At 52.1% G+C, this 21799-nt stretch carries 24 protein-coding genes and 2 tRNA genes; 7 read left to right on the top strand and 19 right to left on the bottom strand.

Annotated features, from left to right (window positions below; genetic code table 11):
- Window positions 1-2: 2 nt before the first annotated feature.
- The 4 genes from AB7C91_RS06400 to AB7C91_RS06385 all read right to left on the bottom strand — a co-directional run bounded on the left by AB7C91_RS06400 (window position 3) and on the right by AB7C91_RS06385 (window position 1916).
- Window positions 3-86: transfer RNA gene (locus AB7C91_RS06400), tRNA-Leu, on the bottom strand.
- A gap of 35 nt (window positions 87-121) precedes the next feature.
- Window positions 122-601, bottom strand: a complete 480-nt coding sequence (gene ispF / locus AB7C91_RS06395; protein WP_428589992.1) for a 2-C-methyl-D-erythritol 2,4-cyclodiphosphate synthase — start codon at window positions 599-601, stop codon at window positions 122-124.
- Window positions 598-1410: an IspD/TarI family cytidylyltransferase gene (locus AB7C91_RS06390; RefSeq protein WP_428589989.1), complete on the bottom strand. Its 813-nt coding sequence runs from the start codon at window positions 1408-1410 to the stop codon at window positions 598-600. Before AB7C91_RS06390 ends, ispF begins: the two co-directional genes overlap by 4 nt.
- Window positions 1411-1412: 2 nt before the next feature.
- On the bottom strand, window positions 1413-1916 hold the full coding sequence (locus AB7C91_RS06385) for a CarD family transcriptional regulator (protein WP_332447057.1): 504 nt from the start codon (window positions 1914-1916) through the stop codon (window positions 1413-1415).
- A gap of 104 nt (window positions 1917-2020) precedes the next feature.
- On the opposite strand from AB7C91_RS06385, the gene malQ reads away from it, so the two are divergent.
- Window positions 2021-3544 carry a 4-alpha-glucanotransferase gene (gene malQ, locus AB7C91_RS06380; protein WP_428589986.1) on the top strand — a complete coding sequence of 508 codons (1524 nt, stop codon included), beginning with the start codon at window positions 2021-2023 and terminating at the stop codon, window positions 3542-3544.
- On the opposite strand, the gene AB7C91_RS06375 is transcribed toward malQ, so the two are convergent.
- Complete coding sequence (locus AB7C91_RS06375) at window positions 3541-4503, bottom strand: lipoate--protein ligase (RefSeq protein ID WP_332447059.1); 963 nt, start codon at window positions 4501-4503, stop codon at window positions 3541-3543. The two genes, malQ and AB7C91_RS06375, sit on opposite strands and share 4 nt — an antisense overlap.
- Window positions 4504-4550: 47 nt before the next feature.
- Between AB7C91_RS06375 and AB7C91_RS06370 the strand changes: the two genes are divergently transcribed.
- A complete protein-coding gene (locus AB7C91_RS06370) occupies window positions 4551-5273 on the top strand; it encodes a 16S rRNA (uracil(1498)-N(3))-methyltransferase (RefSeq protein WP_332447060.1) in 723 nt (240 codons plus the stop codon).
- 64 nt (window positions 5274-5337) lie between these two features.
- The gene (gene thyX / locus AB7C91_RS06365; protein ID WP_332447061.1) at window positions 5338-6159 is read left to right on the top strand and encodes an FAD-dependent thymidylate synthase; all 822 of its coding nucleotides are present in this window, start codon (window positions 5338-5340) and stop codon (window positions 6157-6159) included.
- Here the strand turns inward: thyX and AB7C91_RS06360 are convergent.
- Together AB7C91_RS06360 and AB7C91_RS06355 are read right to left on the bottom strand one after the other, a co-directional pair.
- Window positions 6156-7049 carry a 2-oxo acid dehydrogenase subunit E2 gene (locus AB7C91_RS06360; RefSeq protein ID WP_332447062.1) on the bottom strand — a complete coding sequence of 298 codons (894 nt, stop codon included), beginning with the start codon at window positions 7047-7049 and terminating at the stop codon, window positions 6156-6158. The two genes, thyX and AB7C91_RS06360, sit on opposite strands and share 4 nt — an antisense overlap.
- A 60-nt stretch (window positions 7050-7109) precedes the next feature.
- On the bottom strand, window positions 7110-8354 hold the full coding sequence (locus AB7C91_RS06355; RefSeq protein WP_332447063.1) for an SPL family radical SAM protein: 1245 nt from the start codon (window positions 8352-8354) through the stop codon (window positions 7110-7112).
- Between the two features lie 62 nt (window positions 8355-8416).
- Between AB7C91_RS06355 and uvrC the strand changes: the two genes are divergently transcribed.
- Window positions 8417-10270 (top strand): excinuclease ABC subunit UvrC, encoded by a 1854-nt coding sequence (gene uvrC / locus AB7C91_RS06350; RefSeq protein WP_332447064.1) that lies wholly within the window; start codon window positions 8417-8419, stop codon window positions 10268-10270.
- Here the strand turns inward: uvrC and holA are convergent, their stop codons facing one another.
- The 4 genes from holA to hprK are packed head-to-tail and all read right to left on the bottom strand — an operon-like array spanning window position 10271 to window position 13169.
- Window positions 10271-11302, bottom strand: coding sequence for a DNA polymerase III subunit delta (gene holA, locus AB7C91_RS06345; protein ID WP_428589980.1), 1032 nt, complete (start codon window positions 11300-11302; stop codon window positions 10271-10273).
- Window positions 11299-11919 (bottom strand): transcriptional repressor LexA, encoded by a 621-nt coding sequence (gene lexA, locus AB7C91_RS06340; protein WP_332447066.1) that lies wholly within the window; start codon window positions 11917-11919, stop codon window positions 11299-11301. Before lexA ends, holA begins: the two co-directional genes overlap by 4 nt.
- Before the next feature lie 3 nt (window positions 11920-11922).
- Window positions 11923-12186: an HPr family phosphocarrier protein gene (locus AB7C91_RS06335; RefSeq protein ID WP_332447067.1), complete on the bottom strand. Its 264-nt coding sequence runs from the start codon at window positions 12184-12186 to the stop codon at window positions 11923-11925.
- Entirely contained in the window at window positions 12186-13169 is a 984-nt protein-coding gene (hprK, locus tag AB7C91_RS06330; protein ID WP_332447068.1) for an HPr(Ser) kinase/phosphatase, read from the bottom strand. Before hprK ends, AB7C91_RS06335 begins: the two co-directional genes overlap by 1 nt.
- A gap of 256 nt (window positions 13170-13425) precedes the next feature.
- On the opposite strand from hprK, the gene AB7C91_RS06325 reads away from it, so the two are divergent.
- Entirely contained in the window at window positions 13426-13722 is a 297-nt protein-coding gene (locus AB7C91_RS06325; protein ID WP_332447069.1) for an HPF/RaiA family ribosome-associated protein, read from the top strand.
- Between the two features lie 44 nt (window positions 13723-13766).
- Here the strand turns inward: AB7C91_RS06325 and rpoN are convergent, their stop codons facing one another.
- The 6 genes from rpoN to AB7C91_RS06295 are packed head-to-tail and all read right to left on the bottom strand — an operon-like array spanning window position 13767 to window position 18337.
- The gene (gene rpoN, locus AB7C91_RS06320) at window positions 13767-15170 is read right to left on the bottom strand and encodes an RNA polymerase factor sigma-54 (RefSeq protein ID WP_332447070.1); all 1404 of its coding nucleotides are present in this window, start codon (window positions 15168-15170) and stop codon (window positions 13767-13769) included.
- Window positions 15170-15916 carry an LPS export ABC transporter ATP-binding protein gene (gene lptB / locus AB7C91_RS06315; protein WP_332447071.1) on the bottom strand — a complete coding sequence of 249 codons (747 nt, stop codon included), beginning with the start codon at window positions 15914-15916 and terminating at the stop codon, window positions 15170-15172. Before lptB ends, rpoN begins: the two co-directional genes overlap by 1 nt.
- Window positions 15909-16532, bottom strand: coding sequence for a hypothetical protein (locus tag AB7C91_RS06310; protein WP_332447072.1), 624 nt, complete (start codon window positions 16530-16532; stop codon window positions 15909-15911). Before AB7C91_RS06310 ends, lptB begins: the two co-directional genes overlap by 8 nt.
- Complete coding sequence (gene lptC, locus AB7C91_RS06305) at window positions 16529-17068, bottom strand: LPS export ABC transporter periplasmic protein LptC (RefSeq protein WP_332447073.1); 540 nt, start codon at window positions 17066-17068, stop codon at window positions 16529-16531. The genes AB7C91_RS06310 and lptC overlap by 4 nt, the downstream gene beginning before the upstream one ends.
- A 37-nt stretch (window positions 17069-17105) precedes the next feature.
- Window positions 17106-17522, bottom strand: a complete 417-nt coding sequence (locus AB7C91_RS06300; protein ID WP_332447074.1) for a SoxR reducing system RseC family protein — start codon at window positions 17520-17522, stop codon at window positions 17106-17108.
- 2 nt (window positions 17523-17524) lie between these two features.
- Window positions 17525-18337 carry a TIGR00282 family metallophosphoesterase gene (locus tag AB7C91_RS06295; RefSeq protein ID WP_332447075.1) on the bottom strand — a complete coding sequence of 271 codons (813 nt, stop codon included), beginning with the start codon at window positions 18335-18337 and terminating at the stop codon, window positions 17525-17527.
- 73 nt (window positions 18338-18410) lie between these two features.
- Between AB7C91_RS06295 and AB7C91_RS06290 the strand changes: the two genes are divergently transcribed.
- Entirely contained in the window at window positions 18411-20552 is a 2142-nt protein-coding gene (locus tag AB7C91_RS06290) for a beta-glucosidase (protein WP_332447076.1), read from the top strand.
- Window positions 20553-20565: 13 nt separating this feature from the next.
- Here the strand turns inward: AB7C91_RS06290 and AB7C91_RS06285 are convergent.
- Window positions 20566-20639, bottom strand: a tRNA-Arg gene (locus AB7C91_RS06285).
- A 213-nt stretch (window positions 20640-20852) separates the two neighbouring features.
- Between AB7C91_RS06285 and AB7C91_RS06280 the strand changes: the two genes are divergently transcribed.
- Window positions 20853-21425 carry a hypothetical protein gene (locus AB7C91_RS06280; protein ID WP_332447077.1) on the top strand — a complete coding sequence of 191 codons (573 nt, stop codon included), beginning with the start codon at window positions 20853-20855 and terminating at the stop codon, window positions 21423-21425.
- Here the strand turns inward: AB7C91_RS06280 and AB7C91_RS06275 are convergent.
- Window positions 21422-21724, bottom strand: a complete 303-nt coding sequence (locus AB7C91_RS06275; protein ID WP_332447078.1) for a hypothetical protein — start codon at window positions 21722-21724, stop codon at window positions 21422-21424. The genes AB7C91_RS06280 and AB7C91_RS06275 overlap by 4 nt on opposite strands.
- Between the last annotated feature and the right edge of the window lie 75 nt (window positions 21725-21799).

Below are 21799 nucleotides of genomic sequence, written 5' to 3'. Positions count from 1 at the left end.
AGTGCCCAGAACAAGACTCGAACTTGCACAGGTGTGACCCCGCTAGGACCTGAACCTAGTGCGTCTACCAATTCCGCCATCTGGGCGCAGGCACAACTATAAAGTATTTATTTGGATTGTGTCAACACGATTTCTCAGAAATCAGTACCGCAGCTTGGGCGACGATCGCATCCCCGCTTCCCAGCTCCCCAAGGATTCCTTCAGCGGTTTTTGCCTTGACGGAAATGCAGGAGACCTCAACGTGCAATACATGTGAGAGAGATTCCCTGATGGCAGCAACATACTCCCTGAGTTTCGGACGCTGGAGAATGACGGTGGTATCGATGTTGATGATCTGGTAGGTTCGCAAATCTTCCTGCATTACTCGAGCGAGTAGGGTAAGGCTGTCCGCATCCTTGAATTCAGGATCGGTGTCAGGGAAATGCGAACCAATGTCCCCTTGGGCGACGGCCCCCAACAGTGCGTCGATGATGGCATGAGTCAGGACATCCCCGTCACTATGGCCGGCTTCCCCTTTCTCTGAAGGAATGGTTACGCCGCCCACGATGAGCGTTCTTCCCGCTACGAGACGATGAACATCCCACCCATTGCCGATCCTCATGACTCTTGTTGCTCCTTCCGTACTTCATCCATCGCCTGATGCAACGCTCTGGCTGCCTGCGAGCTGCGTTTGCCTTCCTCCAAGGACTGCAAGTATGCTTGTATCTGGTTTTCGGCATCAGGAATATCTTCGATGAAGGTGATCTTTCTGTTGCCTCGATCCCCTTCGCATATTCCGACCGGTTGTCCATAATCGGTATAGATTTCCGTATCATCCACATAGGTTGCGGCAGTCGAGGCCGCCTTCTGGTGGGCTTCCAGGATCTGGGGATATCTGAAGACCTGCGGGGTCTGAACCCCGACCGCATGGGTACGGTTGATATGGTGGGTGATCATCCCATTGTCATTGATGATCTTAAGCGCATCGGTAGCTGGAAGGGCGGGGACCGCACCCCCGAACACCGTAGCCGTCGCCAAGGTCCTGATCACCAACTCGGGCTTCACGAAGCAACGAGCCCCGTCATGAATGGCCACGTACTCGATGTCGAGATCCATGGCAGCGAGCATCTTCAAGGCGTTGAATACCGACTCCTGACGGTTCTTCCCGCCTTTGACCAACACCACCGGTAGAAAATTCTGTTGGAAAACGTCCTCAAGCGCGACTGCACACTGATCTTCCATCCCCTCAGGGTAGGTCACCAGAATGACTGCACACTGGGGAACCTCAAGAAACGGGGCAACCGAACGATAGAGCACCGTATGCCCGTCAAGGGAAAGATATTCCTTCTTGACCCCCAGTTGGCTGGTCGTATTGAATCGTTCGCTGCTGCCGGCAGCGGTTATAATTACTGCATGTTTTGGGAAAGCCATTTTTATTTCTCCAATCTGGAGAATACGAGCATCTCGATCTCCTTCTTGTCTTTCTTCAATGAGAACGAAGTCTCGTCGATCAATAAACGCAAGGCGCTGTCATAGAGCTTCCGCTCCTGGACAGGGAGTTCCTTGATCTTGCTGCGGTGATACAACGCCTGGACTACTTTGGCTATGGATGCAATCGTACCTTGCTTGAGCAAATCGACATTCATCTGATATCGTGCTTTCCAGTCGACCGGCATCGGTTCATACTTACTGGAAATGGAATCGATGGCCTGTTGCGCTTCCTTCTGTTCCACGATAGGCCTGATGCCCATCTCTTTTGATTTTTCCACAGGAATCATAACCGTCATATCTGAGATCTCAAGGTATATGACGTAGTACATCGTCGCCACACCTTTGAACATTCGCTCTTCGATGCGTTTGATGACGCCTACACCCTGGAGGGGATACACGACATGTTCCCCAACGGCAAATTGTACTTTTTCCTGCGGTGAATTCATAGCGGCAGTATATCCTATTTTTCGCCTTAAAACAAGGCAACCGATTATGAACGACTGAGGTACTCTGATAGCCAACGCCAAGGGAAATGCAGTATATTCAAACTATGAAACACAACATTCGACGCGCTGGCGTACTGATGCACCCCACCTCATTGCCTTCTGCCTCCGGGATCGGATCCCTTGGAGAGGAAGCCCTCCAATTCATAGACCTGCTCCATCAAGCAAAAATTCGGTTATGGCAAATACTTCCGCTCGGACCTACCGGATATGGGGACTCCCCCTATGCAGCCCGTTCAACCTTCGCAGGGAATGAACTGCTCATCGATCTGAAAAGCCTGGCCTATGACGGGTATCTGGATGTACAGGATGTCCTGGCTCCTCCTCGATTCTCCACCGACCGTGTGGACTACGGCAAGGTTCGATCATATAAGGAACCCCTCTTGGGAAAAGCCGCCGATACCTTCTTGGCCGAAGCGGAAGAGCAGGAACGGATCGACTTCGATCGGTTCGTAGCGGAAAACGATTGGTGGTTGGACGATTACGCCCTCTACCAAGTACTGTGTTCCGTCTTCCATGATTCCCGCTGGTTCTCCATCTGGCCGAAGGAAATCAGGCTCAGGGAACCAGAGACCATGGCTGCCTTGCATGCACAATATGCGAAGCAGACAACCAGGATCAAAGTCATGCAGTACTTCTTCTTCTCCCAATGGAAGAAAGTAAAAGCATATGCCAATGAAATGAGCATTCAGATCATTGGGGACATCCCCATCTTCGTCGCTCCCGACAGCGTCGACGCCTGGGCAAACCGTCACCTCTTGAAAATGGATGAGGACGGGAAGCAAACGGTATCAAGCGGAGTCCCCCCGGACGCATTCTCAGCTGACGGCCAGCTTTGGGGCAATCCCGTATACAATTGGGAAGCCCATCGCAAGCAACAATTTGCATGGTGGATCAAACGTATCCAGAAGACCCTTGAAAGCTGTGACATTATCCGCATCGACCATTTCAGGGGATTCGCCGCCTATTGGGAAGTGCCGCAGGGAGAACCTACAGCCATGAACGGACGATGGGTCCCATCTCCCGGCAAGGAGCTGTTCGCCGCATTGCATGCACAACTCGGCGAACAGCTTCCGATCATCGCGGAGGACCTTGGAGTCATTACCGAAGATGTGGAAGAACTGCGTGATTCCAACCACTTCCCCGGTATGAAGATTCTTCAATTCGCCTTCAATCTGGAACAAGGCACCCTCGATGCCACCAATGCATACCTGCCGCATAACAGCACATACAATAGCGTCATCTATACCGGTACGCACGACAACAACACCACCAAAGGATGGTTTGATGGGCTGGATGCAGCATCCAAGGATATCGTCAGACGGTATCTGGAATGCCCTGATGACCAAGTGGTCTGGCAGATGATCCGCCAGATGCTGCTTTCCTCCAGCAAGGATGCAATCCTGCCCATGCAGGATTGGCTGGAGTTGGGTGAAGAGGGAAGGATGAACATTCCCTCCACCTGCAACCAAAGCAACTGGAGCTGGAGACTCGAAAGTCTGGTCCTGGAAAGTTGGCGGATCGACCGCCTTCGTTCCTTGGTGGAGTTGAGTGGGCGAATCGGTCTCTAGAGCTGTGACGCCACCACGGTGAGCAGGCTGGCAATATCAGCCTGCTCGCATGTTTTTTGCGCCTCCAGGATAGCCCCTTTCTCATAGGCTATCCCCTGCAGCACCCTTTCAGCGCGGGTGACGACGGATGTATCCAAGGCATCGGTGAACATCTTGACTGCTTTGATGATGCCTTTCTCCACTTGGATGTGGATGGTCGTCTCTCCCCAATCAAACCGATGGGTGAACGAATGGGTGAAGTTCGGGGTTTTTTCAAGAATGAGGGAATAATCACCGAAAAGCCGGTAATTTTCCTTGGCCTCGGAAAGCTGGGTAAAGTCGAGTGCCTGATGTATCGCTTTCCCATAGTGATGCTCGAAGGCCTGTATCAATGCCTGTTGCATCATTTCATTGGTGATGACAGGATTTCCCTCCCGAAGATTCCCCACCCTGGACGAGACTGATTTCACCGCCTTGGAAGCAAGTTTCTCCGAACTGGGAGTAAGGTAGTTGTTCATGACCGACAGATCACTGGAGATCAGCAACGTACCGTGGTGGCAGAATTTCGTTGAGGTGGTCTGGAACGCATTCCCCGAGATCTTTCTCCCATTGAGGAGAATGTCGTTGCGACCGGAAAGCTCGCATGTGAGGCCAAGTGAAGCAAGCGCCTCGAGCACCAATGCAAAATTCTCCTCCTTGCTGCTTGTTTCCTTGTTGCCGATCAGGGTGAAGCAAAGATTGCCACGGTCGTGATACACCGCACCTCCGCCGCTTTGGCGTCGGACCAGCTGCACCCCCTCGCTTTCCATCCGTTGGAGATTGCATTCACTGAATGGATTCTGATACCGTCCAATGACGATGCAAGGGTCATTCTCCCAGAGAAACAGGACATGGTCATACTCTTGGGTCAGCAGGAAGGCTTCTCCCGCCAGATTCGCCGCACAATCGTGGGACAACGCTTGGTAGATTGCATTCTTCATGGCCATACTCTACAGTCTTGAAACCCATCTATGCTATACTCGCTCCCATGAATATCATCCTTTTTGAAGCGCTGGAAGCGTACAACACCCTCAGCCTTACCGATGAGCGGGCCAAGCATATCCTCAAAGTCCTGCATCTGCAGGTAGGCGATACCTTCCTCGCCGGTGTTGTGAACCAAGGCAAGGGGACGGCGAAGTTGGTCGGAAAGGATGAAGAGCAGCTGCGTTTCACCTTCAGTCCGAACGACACGGAAATTGCACGTCTGTATCCGGTCACGCTTCTGGTTGCACAAGTCAGGCCCATCTCCATGCGCCGGATCCTCCGGGAGGCGGTCAGCCTCGGCGTTGAGCGGATCATTCTGTGTACCACCGAAACCGGGGAAAAGTCCTATGCACAGGCAAACCTCTATACCAGCGGAGAATACCGTTCCATCTTGTTGGATGGCGCCATGCAGAGCGGAGAGTGCGGTATCAGCGAGGTGCAGTTTGCCCGCTCGGTCAAGGAAGCCGTCCAATCACTTGATCAAGGGATGCTCCGCATCGTTTTGGACAATGTGCGTATCGGAAAGCCGCTTTCCACATTTGAATGCAAGCATGATGCACCGGTTGTGCTGGCCATCGGGCCGGAACGGGGTTTCACTGATCATGAGCGGGATGTATTTGCCATCCATGACTTCCAATTTGCGACGTTGGGCAGCAGAATCCTCAGAACCGAAACCGCATGCAGCGCCGGCTTGGCCGTGCTTCTCGGCCGGATGGGGTTGCTCTAGATCCGACGGCAAGGCATAATGGACGAACATGGTTTCAGACCATGATGGAGAAGGAGTATCGCGTATGGCGCATTGCATTGTAGCTGCAGCAGAAGAAATTCTGGACAAGGAGTTTCCTGTCCTTGATCATGGGTTTGTCCGTCTTGTCGACTATCTCGGCAGTGATGAACGGATTGTGCAGAGTGCACGCGTCTCCTATGGAAGCGGAACCAAGACGTATCGGCAGGACAAGGGTTTGATCACCTACCTGCTCCGCAACGACCATACCTCGCCCTTTGAACAGGTCAACTTCACCTTCCACGTCAAGATGCCCATCTTTGTTGCCCGCCAATGGATCAGACACCGCACCGGACGGGTCAATGAGATCAGTGGGCGCTATAGCGTCATGTCCGATGAATGTTATCAGCCTGATGTACAACACATCAACTTCCAAAGTGAGGACAACAAGCAGGGGAGGGCAAACGAAGCGGTGGATCCCAAGCTTGCCGAAGAGGTGCTTGCCCTGCTTGGCGAGGATCAGAAGCACAGCTATGAAACCTATCAGAAACTGTTGGATCTCGGCATTGCCCGAGAATTGGCCAGGATCGACCTTCCGCTGAGCCTGTATACCGAATGGTATTGGCAGATGGACCTCCACAATCTCTTCCACTTTTTGCAATTGCGCTTGGATAGTCATGCCCAGTTCGAAATCAGAAGCTATGCCCAGATTATCCTGGAAATGGTACGAACGGTCTGTCCGATCGCCACCGAAGCGTTTGAGGAGTATAAACTTGGCGGCAAGAATTTCAGCAAAGGCGAATTGGAAGCCATCAAGTGCTTGATCGAAGGCAAGGAAAACCCTCTGAAAGGACGAGCCTTGGAATTGTTTGAGGAGAAATTGCGTTAACGAGCTTTCAAGCTTTTCTTGTATGTCTTCTTATCCAACGGAGGCGGAGGAAGCAACGGTCGCTCAAGCAGCAATTCGGGGTTCTGCAACAGTTCTTGGAACAATTTGATTGATTTGGTGAAATAGAATCCGTCGGTAATCCGCTCATCGACGGTGAACCCCACCTCCATCGTATCGCGTGTGGCGGTTTTCCCGTCTGTAAGAAAACGGGTCCGCTTGAGCACTCCCATGGTGACGAACACTGAGGTGGTACCCCATTCGTACAAATGATGATGGGGACTTCCTCCTCCCAATCCGATGCTCCCCATGTTGCTTACGAACAGGCTGGTATGCAATCCGTCCGCGTCACGCAATGCCTTGGGAGCTTTGCCGTTGCGGTCAAGCATTCTGGCTGTTCCTACGATCAGGCGGATGATCGGACGGGGAAATTTCAAGAAAAAGAGGATGGCCTGGTCGGTGAAGTTGGAGGAAGCCGGTTCCCGTTGCTTGGTGATGGCCGTGTTTATGATGGCGGAAATCTCGTCGAGGGTCATATTCGCCTTGAAGTAGATCGGCATGCTATGCTCGGGAGCCTCATCGGTATAGTCTTCCTTCACAACGAAATTCAACGAAAGTTCGTTGCGCTGCCAATACTGGTAATTGGAGACGAACCGATTCAATTCCGGCCTGAGAGCCATAGTACGGAGGATGGCGGCAAGAAATACCTCGAATACCCGATAGGAACGGCCTTCCGGACTTTTGTGTTGTTTGATGAAGCGAACCGTCCCGCTCAGGTCAAGCACCATGTTCTGATACACCAGCGAGTCGGTCCGTTTCGGCATAATATAGGGAAATATCTGTTTGTAGGCAGGGATGTCATACACCCGGACTGCATCATTGCGTTTACTCATGCTTTTCTCCAAATTCCGGTAAGAGTGTACTCCTCCTGCCATCCCACCTCAAGGAAAAAATCAAATGCGAGACCGCCTTTGTTGCAAAAAACCTTGGTACGCGCGCTTCATCGCCGCTTCGAACGTCCGGTCGTCCGGATAGGAGAATCCGAATACCGGCTCCCAGAGGGAAGGGTCTTCCATGCAGAGGTAGAAAAATGGGGTACCCTGCTTCCATGCATCGGGAAATTGCTCGTAGACAAACCGGAACATCCGCTCCTTGGTCTCCAACGGATAGGAATATTTGCCTGATGCCGGGGTGAGTTGCATATCGAGGATGCGACTTTGGTGGCCGTCGGCCCGCATTTGGCGAAGTACGGCCTTGGTGAAGGTAAGAGTGCCGAGGGAGAAGAGCATCACCTCCTCGGCGCGGAACGAACGCGTCACCTCTTCGATGAGCTGCCCGTATTCCTCCTGCCATCCATCAAAATAGACCATGGGATGCAGGTGAAATCCGATGATCCTTCCCTTGTCCCGTGCTTGTTTTGCAGCATCAAGCCGCTGTTGCAGTGTGGCCGTCAGATGCTCTTCCTTCTCAATGATGGTAGGGGCGTTGAGCGACCAGGTCGATACCATGTTCATCGGCAGGTCGAGTTTCAGATAATCACTGCGATGGCTTTTTGTCTTCAGTTCGATGATCAGTTCGGGATAGCGGCGGGCAAGATGGGAGAGCGCATCAAGCGTCCCGTAATCGTTGCCCCAAAGCAGGGAGTCACTGGACTGACCGGTTCCGATGTGCCAAGTTTCCTCAGGAAGTTCAAGATCCTGCAACCGCTGGCTCAGGTTCTTCACCACCCGGATCTCATGGCTGTTGTAGAAGGATTGGATGGAGCAGTAGGAGCACCCGAATGCACATTGCTGGACCACATCCAAGGTCTTGAGATTGCAGCACCGGGTCTTCTCCCCATCCACCGGGCAGGGGCAGCGCCCCATCAATTTGTCGGTGGAGACAAACAGACTGCGGTATTTGTCGGTAAACCGTTGCTCAACCTCGAAATCCTGATACCGCGTGGGCATCGATCGTTCCCGTTCCATTCTCTGCAAATGGTCGGAAAGCAGGGCTCCGGCCCGCTTTTTCCCGCTTACATGCTCACATGAGGTCTCATCTATCCACATCTTCAGGCTGCCCGCCTTCCACATAGCCAGATCGCAGGCGCTTTCGATGAGTTGGCGTTGTTGTTGGAAACTGAACTGGTAGCGTTCGTCCAGCTGCAAGAGATATGCCTGTTCTTCAGGCGGCAACGAAGCAAAAAGGGGATGATCCATGGCCGGTATTGTATCGGCTGTGGATTGCCAAAACAAGAGCCTCTGGCTATGCTCATACCTGTATGAAAAAGAAGAGTGATGCAGAGCTTACCTACCACTCCCAGGCAGAGGTGGAAAGTCTGGGAACCGAAGTTGCGGAAATGACGGAAGCTTCGCAACAAGCCAAGGAACTGCCCCACGCGAGCGGCGTCTATTTGATGCGCGACGAGAAAGGGACCATCATTTATGTGGGAAAGGCCAAGGATCTTCGTAAACGGGTGACCAGTTATTTTCTAGCCAACCGAAGCCCGAAAACCGCAGCGCTGGTGCGTAAGATTGTACGAATCGAACACATCATCACCGGCAATGAATATGAAGCCTTGGTGCTGGAAAACAATCTCATCAAGAAATACACCCCCCATTACAACATCTCGCTCAAGGATGGCAAGAGTTATCCGATGATTCGGATCACCAACGAGCCGTTCCCCAAGGTGTTCAAGACGCGAAGGATCATCGATGACGGTTCCTCCTACTACGGCCCGTATCCGGACGCAGGGAAACTGGAGTTGTATCTGGATCTGATCGCCAAACTTTTTCCCTTGCGTCGTTGCTCCACCCCTTTGAAAAAACGGGACAAACCTTGTTTGTATTACCACATCGGGCTTTGTTCAGGGCCTTGTGCCGGTTTGATCTCAGAGGCCGAGTACAATAAATCCATCCAAGCGGTGAAAAATCTTTTGGAGGGGCATACCGAACATTTGGTAGCGCGACTTCAGGAGGATATGCTGAGGGCCAGCAAAGCGCTGAACTTCGAGGAAGCGGCAATCAAGCGTGATCAGATCGAGGCTATCAAGACCATCGAGACAGGTCAGCAGGTCCAGGACTTCGTGCAGGAAAGCCGTGACTATGCAGCAATCGAGATGCGCGGTCCTTTGTGTACGATCAGTTTGATGCAGATGCGCGACGGCCAACTTATCGGGCGTGCGCTCTACCGTGCTGAAACCTTTGGTGATGAGACCGAGACGTTGCTGAATTTCCTGGTGCAGTACTATGCCGATGGTCTCAAGCTTCCCCAGTTCCTGTATGTCTCGCATGAAATCGATGTACAATTGATCCGCCGGTATTTTTCCGAGCAACTGGGAGGAAGGCTGGACGTAAACCTTCCGGTGGACGGCAAACATTTCCGTATTTTGCGCATGGCTCGGGAGAATGCCACGCGGGATGTGGAAAAACGGCTGAAAGGCAGAGACAACAGCCAAGCTTTGGACAGCCTGGCGCGTGTGCTGAACCTTCCAGCTCCTCCTGCCTTGATCGAAGGGTTCGACATCGCACAGCTGGCCGGCAAATACACCGTGGCTTCCCTGATATCCTTTCGGGACGGGAATCCCGACAAGCCGAATTACCGGCGGTACAATATCAAAAGTCTCGGCGGACAGATCGATGATTTCGAGTCGATGCGTGAAGCGGTTGCACGTCGGTACTCCAAGATACTGAACGAGAATCTCGAACGACCGGATCTTTTGATCATCGATGGTGGCAAGGGACAGGTGAATGCCGCGAGGGAAATTCTCGATGATTTGGGAATGTTTGACATTCCGATCATCGGACTTGCGAAGGAATTTGAGACCATTGTCTTCGATGACGACAGGGAGGATCTTCGACTTCCTTTGGATGATGAGGCACTGCGGTTGGTCATTGCGGTCCGCGACGAATGCCACCGGTTTGCCACCAGTGCAAACCAAGCCGCACGCAGTCGTGAAGCGTCCTTCAGGGTATTGGAATCGGTACAGGGAATCGGGAAGAAACGCAGCGAGCAGCTGATGAAGCAGTATGGAAGCATCGAGGCTTTGCTGGCCAAGACTCCCGAGGACTTGGCAAAGGAAGCATCGCTCCCCCTGCCGGTGGCACAGCGTCTGATCAAGCAGCTTTCGCTTTGATCACAGCGAAGCGAAATCCGCTTGGCTGAACGCTTCCCCCTTGCGCTTGATGATCTGATACAGCAAACGCTCCAACAATAAGGCCGTCAACTCCGTCCCGGATTCCTTGATCTCGCGATCAGCTTTTGCAAGCAACGTCAGAATACGTCGGGTCGATTGCAGATCGTATCGCTGGATCCCCTGATGATAGGAGGTTTTGTCCTTGGGTTTCCTGATGGGACTGGCTTTACCTTGTACGTTGGCTTTTCCGAATGCCTCGGCTTCCCCCGACCCGGAGGCAGTCTCCTCCAGAATGGAAAGCAGGCGTCTGAATTGCCAGACCAGTCCGTTTACCAGAAGGATGGCCGTCTGGCTGTCTCCGCTGCCCAGAATGACGTTCAGTGACTCCAGACTTTTCTTCAGATCGCCTTCGCAAAGCAGAGGAAACAGGGTGAAAGCATCTTCCTGCCGGCTGTGCTGCACATACGTTTGGACATCATCTTCCTCGATGGGGCGGTTTTTGTCCCCGATCTGCCAGAACAGACCCAGCTGGTTGCAGATGGTCTTCAGTTCCTGGGTATTATCCTCGGTCAGATCAAGCAATGTATCGACGGCATCTGCGGTAATGGAGAGCCCCATGCGTCTGAAATGCGTACGAATCCATTCCGACTTCTGATTTTCCAACAGGTCGTAAAATATTTTGGTATTCTGCCGTGGCACCTGCTTCATGATTCTTGCCGAAACGGAGAACTCGCTGGAGATGATGACCAAGGTTGCCGTATCGACAGGGTGGGCCAGATAGTCGCCGAGCGCCTGCGCAAGGGAGGCATTGACCGACTCGGCTTGGCTGAGGATTACCAATCGGTAATCGCTGAACAAGGAGTTGTTGTTCAACGCCGCAAAAATCTCCCCGTTCTCTGTCTCAAACGGATAAAAGCGGGATAATTCGATCTCTGAACCGTATTCACTGCGCAGCCGGTTCCTGATTTCCTTCAATTCTTGTTCTTTGGCTCCGGACTCGGGTCCGAGCAACAGGTAGGCTCGTTCACTCATGCGTAGTTTCTGATCAGCATGTACAGTTTGCCGTGGATCCTGCAGGTTTGGGTGATGATGGGGCCCATTGCTGAGTTTGCAGGACGTAGTTCAACCTTGCCCCGCATCGGGTAATAGGACTTGAGTGTGATGCCCGGCTCGTTGTCTGCAACGGTTGCCGCTACAATGTCTCCCGTATCGGCCACCTCGCATTTCTTGATGATCGCGATATCCCCGTCATAGATGCCTTCCTCTATCATGCTGTCTCCGCGGATCTTCAAGGCAAAGTAGGTGTTTCGTGTGTTGCGCAACATGGTGGAAGGAAGATTGAGGATGTACTCGGTATTCTCTTCGCTCATCAACGGCTTTCCGGCGGCGATGGAACCGATGACCGGTATCTGGATCATCTCATCGCGCGGATAGAAGTCCTGACCGATGATTTCGATCGAACGGGAGATTCCTCCGGTGGTCTTGATGACCTGCTTCGCTTCCAGTGCCTTGAGGTGGTCGTGTGCTGCCTTGACGGAGAATTGGAAATGATCGGCAATGTCCCGTACGGAAGGCGCATAATTGTTTTGCTTGATGAACGAGCTGATGAAGGATGCCACATCCTTCTGTCGTTCGGTAAGTTCACGCATTGTTCACTCCTCGAACCTGTTTTCGAACAGCGTCTCGATGGCATCGGCCATCTGCAGTTCATCCGGACCATCACAGGTCATGGTGATGATGCTCTGATGGGTTGCCCCCAGAGTAATGATGCCCATGATGGATTTGCCGTTGATCTTCATGGTATCTTTTTCCAAGTACAGTTCGCTCGCATATTGATTGGCCAGCTTGACGATGGACGCCGCCGGCCGTGCATGAATTCCTGCTCTGTTGCAAACCTTCAATTGTCTGGTAACCATCAAAGTGTCTCCTCGTTGACATAGTACATTTTGCGTGCTGATTCGCTTTCCAGCCATTTGAGCACACTTTGGTCGAATTCCTTCGCCGAATAATACCCCAATTTCTTCAGCCGTTCATTCCGGGCGGCTGTCTCGATGATGACCGGGATGTTCCTCCCTGGTTTCACTGGTACGATGACCTTGGGAATGCTGATCCCCAGATAGGTATCTTCCAATGTTGATTCCCCGACCCGGTCATAGTTCTTCTGGGCATCCCAAGGTTCAAGATGCACGGCAAGCTGGACCTGTTTGCGGTCGCGGATGGCTCCGACCCCATAGAGGTTTGCCAAATTGATGATGCCCAACCCTCTGATTTCCATATGGTGGGCCAACATGGGATTCTCCCCCATGCCGATCAAATAGTTGTCACTGATGTTGCGAAGCTTCACCGTATCGTCGCTTATCAAGCGATGGCCGCGCTCGATGAGCTCCAAGGCCGTCTCACTTTTTCCGACACCGCTTTCACCGGTAATCAGAACGCCGATACCATAGACTTCCACAAACACACCATGGATGGTCTGCGTCGGGGCGAAGACCTCATCCAGCGTCTGGTAGAGTCGTCTCGAGAAATCGGAGGAAAGTAAATCGGTCTTCAGGATGGTGGTGCCGCTTTCCTCGGCAAGTTCAATGACCTTGGCGCTCGGATTTCCGCCGTCGCAGAATACGCAGCAGGGAATGTCGTAGCTGAACAGTTTCTCGATGCTCTGCAGATTCTGTTCGGATTCCAATTTCTCCAGGTACACCTGCTCGCCACGACCGAAGACTTGGATGGAATTGTTGCTGAACTCCTCAAAAAATCCGGAGAGCGGTAAACCGGGTCTGCTGATCTTGCTGGTGGTGATCTTGCGGGATAGACCGGAACGGCCTGCAATACAATTCAGCCGCAAATGATTGTGTTCTTTCAAATCCAGATCCAAAAGATCGAGCACGGTAAAATCAGGCATATGCAGCTCCTCGTGTTCTTCAAGCCCAAATACTGTTTTACTATACAATTGTTGATGGGCTTTCGCAAGACCAAAATGCCGGTACAAACGTTGGGTCATGGAACGCATCGTGTAGGAGAGTAATTGGTAAATTAAATAAATATAAATAAATATAACAAATATCCCATGCAGAGGATTTTGCCAAATACATTTGTCCATTGACGATTGGACCTGCAAGCCTTATCCTTAGAGTATGACCATAGTCAAAGGAGGGCTTATGAATTTGACAGTCAGAGGCATCCGTTACAACCCAAGTGATGAGACACGTGCATTCCTGGATAAAAAGCTCCAGAAACTGCAATTCGCCGAAGGGTATCTGCATGACTTGGACATCGTGATCACTCGCGAGACAGAAGGGCAGGGATACCACTTGGACGCTAAGCTCCACTTCGCTTGGGGTACCATCAAGATGGTCACCTATGATTGCTACGAGCTGTATGAGGGAATCGAGTTGATTACCGACAAGATTGAAGCCACAGCTCGAAAGGAGAAAGGCAAAATCAAGGAACATTGATAGATTTTTTATGGATAGGTTCGGGGCGCGAAAGCGCCCCGTTTCTAATTCGTACCCCGAATGAACGAAGGATCGATATTCAGTTCATTCCGATATTTTGCCACGGTACGACGGGCGACCGAGATTCCCTTCCCCTTGAGAATATCGGAAATCTTCTGGTCGGAAAGGGCCTTCTGCCCCTGATGCTCCTCAAGGATTTGCCGGATGGTCTCTTTTACCGCCTGCTTGGAGAGTTCAGCTCCTTCTTCCCCGACGGCATTGCTGAACAGCTTTTTGATGGGGAAGATGCCCCAGTCGGTATCCATCCATTTCGCCGTTGATATCCTGCTGATCGTCGTCTCATGCACCCCGATCTGTTGGGCGACTTCCTTCTGTGTCAAGGGTTTGATGTATTGCGGACCGAACAGGAAGAACTCATGTTGTTCGGCAAGCAGGACCTGGGCGACCTTGTAGAGCGTTTGGTTCCTGATCTGTACCTGAAAAATCAAAGCATTTGCGTTTTTTACCTGTTGCTGGATGTAATGTTGTGCTTTCTTCGCTTCCTCATCGTTGCCCAGTTCCCCTGCCAGTGATGCAAACTCAGCATTAATCCGAAGGTCAGGCAAGGAAGCATTGTTCATCCTGAGCACCAGCTCTCCCTCTTCCTGTTTGATGGAGAGGTCGGGGATGACCATTTGCTCCGGGCCGCTGGCGAATCCTTGTCCCGGAAACGGAGTGAGGGTTTTCAAGAAGGTATACAACTCTTCCAGATCCTCAATCTCAATGCCGAGGTTCTTGGCGACAACTGATTGCTTGTTAGCCCGCATCAACTCGAGATTGTCCTGCACCAAGGCGGTGAAATGTTGAAGGTCCTCTTTTTGCAAGCCTTTGGACTGAGCCTGCAGGATCAAGGATTCCCGCCAATCCTTGGCACCCACTCCCGGAGGATCGAATTGGTGGATCAGATGCAGCACCGGCTCAAGATGGACAAGCTGGGAGGGGGTAAGCAACGACTGGGGGTCTTCAAGGAAAAATCCATTGGCATCCATATTGGTGATCAGAATTTCCCCTACCGCATATGCTGCATCCTCGAGTTGTTCACATCCCAATTGGCTGAGCAAATGTTCCTGAAGGGTCTCTTCTTCCGACAAGGCGTTTTCCATGAATTTCTGCTGTCGGTCGCTTGCTTCATAATCATAGCCGCCACGATCGCTGCCATAGCTGGACGAATCGGAATAGGTGTCTTCCGTACGGGAAGCTTCACGTTGCTGTTTCTGTTGGGCGAACTGTTCATAGGAAACCTCACCGCCGGACGGCAGTTCCAAGGCGGGGTTTGACTCGATCTCGCTTTTGATCTTCTGTTGCAACTCGGTCAACGGAAGCGCCATCAACTCGAATGTTTGAAGCAATTGTGGGCTGAGTTTGAGTTGCTGTTTCTGGGAAAGCGATAGATTTGGTGAAAATTCCATCAGGATTCCTCCCCGAATTCTTGTCCGAAGTAAATTTCCCGGGCGATGGTGTTCGAAAGCAGTTCCTGCTTTCCTCCCGATACCAGGATTGTTCCGGCGTTGATGATATGCGCTCTTGTGGTGATGGAGAGCGTGTCACGAACATTATGGTCGGTAAGCAGGATACCGATACCTTGCGATGCCAATGTCTTGATCAGGTGTTTGATTTCATACACCGCCTTGGGGTCTATTCCTGCAAAGGGTTCGTCCAACAACAGGAACTGGGGGTTCGATGCGAGTGCACGGGCGATTTCCGTGCGTCTGCGTTCCCCCCCGCTGAGGGTGTAGCCTTTTTGTTTGCGTACGTCCTCAATGCCGAATTCACTGATCAGAGCATTGACCCGTTCCTCCTGGGCATCCCGGTCCAGATCCCTTCGCGTTTGGGCTACGAGACGGATGTTGTCTTCCACGCTGAGCTTTCGAAAGATGGAAGGTTCCTGAGGGAGGTACGAGAGTCCCCGTTTCGATCGCAGATACATCGGCAGGGTGGTGATATCCTCCCCATTGAGGAGAATCGTACCCGTCCTGGCTTTCAAAAAACCGACGATCATATAGAACGTGGTAGTTTTGCCCGCCCCGTTGGGACCGAGCAGTCCGATGACTTCCCCCGATCGCATGGTGAAGGACACATCCTTAACCACCTCTTTTTTGCCGTAGGATTTGGCCAGGTGCTGGACCTCCAGGACGCTGGTGAACCGTTCAGCCATTGATGACCCCCTTGATGGAGCCATCCATCGCAATTTCCTCGGTCACAAGGTCTACCGTGATCCGCTGTGCCTCGTAGAGGTCGCCTGCCCAATTGACGTTTGCATCTCCCTTCAAATCAAGATTTTGACGGTTTCTATCAAAGAGCAGTGTATCTGAGCGGCAGGCCATCACCCCCGAATCGGTATCCTTGAACAGTGTAACCTGAACCTGCAGGGAGACCTGCCCTGACTCGAGAGCGAAAGAGAGGTAGAAGGCTGAAGCCAGCAAGGCATTGGAAGTGTCCTCCAATTCAAAATATCCATTGACCAGGATCAGTTCCTCCTGTCGGTCGTAGAAGAGATCCTTCGCTTTCAGGGAGAGCCCCTTTTGTTGATCATGCAACTCTACATTCCCGGTGCATTGTACATAGCGGTAGTCCTTGCCGGATAATTCAATCTGGGTGGCGGAAAGTTGGAGTGAACCGCTGGTAATCCGTGCTCCGCCTCCCAAGGAAATCGTCTGGAAGCCTTCCTGCATCTGCATTTTGGTAGTCCCGCCTGAGAAGGTGATTTCCTTCGCCCCAAGCAGTGCGGAAACGAGGAAGCAGAGGATGAGGGTGGTATAAAGCCTTCTCATAAATCGATCACCCCCTGCTCGACTTCCTTGAAACTCACCGTGGAAGTGGACAGTTCCACCACCAAGGAGGTACCTTTGACCCTTTTGTTTCCTTCAAAGGTCAATTGGACGATGGAATCCGGATTGCTCAGAAGCTTCTCCTGGTCCTGGATCCATTGGATCTGGTCGGCTTCAATCACCAAGTGAGCATCGGCCTTTTCCACCCGGACAGAACCGGTAAGTTCGGCATCATAGGTGCCGAGATCCACACTTGCCAGGTCAGCTGAGCCGGAGAGTTCCAAAACGCCCTTGGCATCATACTGGGTGAAGCTGAGATTCTTCAGGGTTGCCCGCTTGGGGTTGTCGTAAAGGGAAATCTCCTCGGCGACTACGGTGATCGGTAATTGTGGAGAACGGTCCAGCACGTAGGTGGCATCGGAGAGCACCATGGTGGGAAGCTGGAGTGAACGCATGGCAATCTCCTGTTCAGAAGAAAGCGAACAGGAGGATAGTGTTATCGATGCAAGAACCATGCCAAGAAGGAGTTTTCCACGCATGCCTTGAGTATAGCCGTCCTTCTTGGTTTGGGCAATCTCATTCTTCGCTCTCTTCTGAGAGCACTTGCTCGACAACTGGAAGGTAATGCTTCTCCTTCTTTTTAAAATACAGGTACACGCCGATGAATCCGATGGCGATTCCGCCGATCGCAATCAAGAAGGATGCACCCTCCCCCAGATGTGCCAGCTTCGATAGATAATAAGCGACGGGGAAGAGTAAAAGCGGAAGGATCAAGGTAATCAGGGTCCCGGCTATCGTGCGGGAGGGCTTGAGATAGATTTTTACCGTTGAACCTTGTTTGACCGAAAGCTTTTCCTCATTGAACGCTTCGAATCGTTTATTTTTGGTATTGCAGAACGCGCCGCCCTTGCATCCATTGCATGCAGCACTTGAACACGATACCTCCAGCATATCCGGCGAAAGTATTTTGGTTACTTTGACTTCTTCGTACATGTTTATTCCTCCTTGGCCTGTTCGTCTTGCTGCACCGGGATGCTCATGGGTTCTATGGCTACTGCCTTTCCTTCCTCATTGATCTCTACGATGACGCCGACCAAGGCCAAATCATCCCAACATTCCTGACTACGACTTGGAACTTGGGTGATGTATTTCTCTATTTCCGTCTTGCTGGCAAAGCCGCCGACACTTCTCTGGCTACCGCAACGACCATTGTCGGTGATGTATGCCGTGCCCTTGCTGAGAATCCTGGCATCACCGCTTTGCACTTTCGTATGGGTACCTATCACAGCGGCGGCCTTTCCGTCAAGCATGAACCCCATCGAAAGCTTTTCCGCGGTAGGGGAGGCGTGGAACTGCACCAGGGCGATTGCTCCGTCCTCGCGTGCCTTGTCCACCAATATCTGTGCAAGGCTGAATGCATTGGAAAGATGGGTGCGCGGGAAATCGGCGTTGCCCAGGATGTTGATCACACACACCTTCTGCGACTGGACAGTAAGGTACCGTACCCCCCTGCCCGGGTTCTGGGGCGGGTAATTGGCTGGTCTGAGAATGCTGGGATTCTTGGCTATGAACTCAACCATATCCAGTTTGTAATAGATCTTCTCCCCGCCGGTGAGAATATCTACGCCCAGTTTCAAAAGTTGCATGCTGTGTGCCCGCCCAAGGCCGAAACCGCTGGTCGCTCCTTCGCCGTTTGCAATGACCAGATCTATTTCACGCTCCAAACGCACCGTCTTGAGTGTCTGCTTCACGACTTGGATGCCTGGTTTTCCCACGATTTCACCTAAAAAGAGTACACGTATGCTCATACTGTTACAGTACCGAGTTTTTCCATGGGAAGGCAACCCATGGTGTGGTACAATCGAAACGTGGAGGCGCATCGTGAAGCTTCGGTGGATACAGAAACGATTCAAGTGCATCATCCAAACACGAATGAAGCAAATGCTGGAGAACAGGGATCTCATAACCGATGCTACGCCGATGCAGTTGCTTCTGCCTCCCAGCGACGAGCCTTCGATCGCCAAACGGATCACAGCGGCCCTCACCAGGGAGGAGAAGATCACTTTGTTGGGAGGTGTGGATGAGTTCTGCATTCCCGGTATAGGACGAATCGGACTCAAGCCGGTTTGGACCAGTGACGCAACGCTGGGGATCAGGGGGTGGAATGCTCCGGTCACCGATTTTCCGGCAGCAATTTCGCTTGCATCAACCTTCGACCGCAATCTTATCCAAAGAGTAGGGGATGCTCTGGGTGAGGAGTGCCGGGCAATGGGAATCGGGGTGTTGCTCGGCCCTGGGGTGAACTTGGCAAGGGTTCCGGTAAACGGACGTAATTTCGAATACTTCGGGGAAGACCCCTATCTTTGTGGCCAGATGGCAGCCTCCTACATCAAGGGAGTGCAGTCCCATCCTGTGATCGCCACGGTCAAGCACTTCGCCTGCAACAACAGCGAATACGACCGGCATAAATCCAATTCCGTGGTTGACGAGCGCAGTTTACATGAATTGTATCTTCCTGCTTTCAAACAGGCCGTTCAAGCCGGATGTTTGGCGGTGATGACCAGCTACAACCAAGTGAATGGTACCTATACCAGTGAGCATCCTTATTTGCTGGATGGTGTACTCCGAGGGGATTGGGGATTTGAAGGGTTGGTCATCAGCGATTGGAACTCATTGTATTCAACGAAGGGCGTGCTCGCCTGCGGCGTGGATGTCGAGATGCCCCAAGCCAAATACCTGACCAAGGAAAAAGTGGTTTCTGCATTCGAGGCCGGGGTGTTTGATGACGAGCAGCTCGACAAACGGATCATGCATCTGCTGTCCAGTTATGAGAAAGCAGGACTGTTCACCGTCCCCACTGTCGATGATTCGCTGAAAATCGGGGGCGAAGCGCATCTCCAAGCGGCGTTTGATGCATCCGTTGCATCGGTCGTTTTGGCCAAGAATGAGCAATCCTTGTTGCCGCTTTCCTCTTCCCAGCGCATCTGTCTGGGAGGAGACAATGCCTGCAAGGTAGCCCAAGGCGGCGGCTCTTCCATGATCCAATGGCAACAGAAACCGCAGACGCTTGCCCAACGGCTGGCCGGCAAGGTTGCCTTGCTCCCCCGTCATTGGGTGTACAGCAGGAAATGGCATGCACGGGTCAGGGAATGTGACGCAGTGGTCCTGGTCGTAGGATACGATCATATCGAGGAGAGCGAAGCCTATGATCGTCCCTGGCGGCTCTCCGGGACCGACATCAGATCTATACAGCAGGCGGCTCAACTGAATAAGCATGTCGTGGTGGTGGTGCAGAGCGGAGGGGCGGTGGAAACAGAATCCTGGCAGGATGCCGCCCAAGCCATTTTATTTGCCTCGTATCTCGGAAGTTCCACGGCAGACGCATTGGAAGCATTGCTGTATGGTACGGTCAATCCCTCTGGTAAACTGCCCTATACCGTTGCAAGACGTCTGGAGGATTATCGGAGCATGCGCACCTATCCCAAGGATTTTGCCACCACAAATGTGGCGCGCATCAAGAAGGGCCAGGGGGACAGTACCATCCGCTCGGTCTCTGATTTGGTATATCGGGAAGGACTTATGGTCGGGTACCGCCAATTTGATACAGAGCAAAGCGAAGTCGCCTTTTGTTTCGGCCATGGACTCTCATATACTCGGTTTCAGTATGGAGAATTGGAGGTACGGCAATTGGATGAGAGGACTTGGCACCTGCAGTGTATGCTGACGAATGTGGGAGACCGAACCGGTGCGGAGGTCGTGCAGCTGTATATGCATCCGCTTGATCCCAAGATCTTCAGGCCTTTTCAGGAACTGAGGGGTTTTAGCAAGGTATTGCTCAAGGCAAACGAGCAGAAGCTGGTCGATTTCCTGATTACGGATGAGGCGTTCAGTCGTTGGGACCAAGCGTCCTGGAGCTTTACCAGCGATGCCGGTTCGTATGAACTACGCATCGGCTCCAGTAGTCGGGATATCCGCCTGAAAGCGGTGGTGGAATATGCAAAAAAAGGAAGCCACGATGTGTGACTTCCCAAATGCTTGAGCCCGGCGGGGTTCGAACTCACGACCTTCTCCTCCGGAGGGAGACGCTCTATCCAGCTGAGCTACGGGCCCATAACCTGCTTATCGTACGGCAGAGGGGAGTGCTCTGTCAAGGGGCCGAAAAAGAAATCTTATGACAGGAGATCGATTATATATAATTATTTATATTATATATGTATATTTGTATAGTATAAGAAGAATTTTTGATGTCATTGGGAAGTACAACTACAACTCTTGACACGTGTTTGTTCGCTCAGTACACTACAAGCTACAGGAAGGAACTGTATGATACGAAGCCTGGCACATCCCATACAAAAAGGAATCTTGTTTGCATTGGTTCTTGGCCTATGCGCATCCGCCTATTCCTCTCCGCTTCCGTTCAGCAGTGTACAGGTGCAGGGGGAAATGCCGGTTACCGAAATCTTCCGTGTTGAGCAAAACCAACAAGCCTTGAATTTCAATCTTGCCGAAAGCAGGAACAGTACCATCCAGGTAGGCTCCTATACCTTGGTTTCCAATAATGCCGTATCCCAGTTCAAGCTGGCTGTTCGCCCCGGACAGAGGGGTGATGAACAACAATTTTCCTTTGTCCTCGACCAGGCGGAAACCATTCTTCCCGGCCAACGGTCGGTCATCCCGTTTTCGGTACGGGTGGTCAGTGACACCTCAAGGGGGATGAGTGTATCGGGAAACGCTTCCATGCAAAAAGATCTCGGAGTCCGCGGAGTATACGGAAACAATGAGACCATCCTCTATGAGTCGGGACAGATCCTGGCGGAAATACCGGATTTCGATCCCAATCAATTTGCCACGGGCTGGTATTCCGCTGCCATTGAACTGAGCATCGAAGTGCTCTAAAGCAGCTCCTCATCGAGGAAGAATGCTTCATCTTCCTCATCGAATTGTCCTTTCAGCAACTCCTTGAGCCACTGGTGGTCATCATCGGCCTCATCGGATTCATCATCCTCGGCTAGATCATGGCGTTGCATCAGCCATGCCTCCAGTTCCGCCAGGCTTTGGGGGTTGGAAAAGCAGGGACGATCATCCGTTTGGTTGGAAAACTCTGTCTGTGCCAACAGATGGTACGGACAACGGGTGCAGGAACCTGCCGTTTGACAGAACTGCATGACCTGGGAATACCATTCTCGATTGTTCATGGGCACAGCATACTCCACCTCGTCCTGTTTTTCCATACCGGCTTTCCCTGCAATGTCCGTTTGACTCGGTCAAAG

Source organism: Sphaerochaeta sp., assembly GCF_050256055.1.
Lineage (GTDB): Bacteria > Spirochaetota > Spirochaetia > Sphaerochaetales > Sphaerochaetaceae > Sphaerochaeta.
This window is presented reverse-complemented; position numbering and strand designations above follow the sequence as displayed.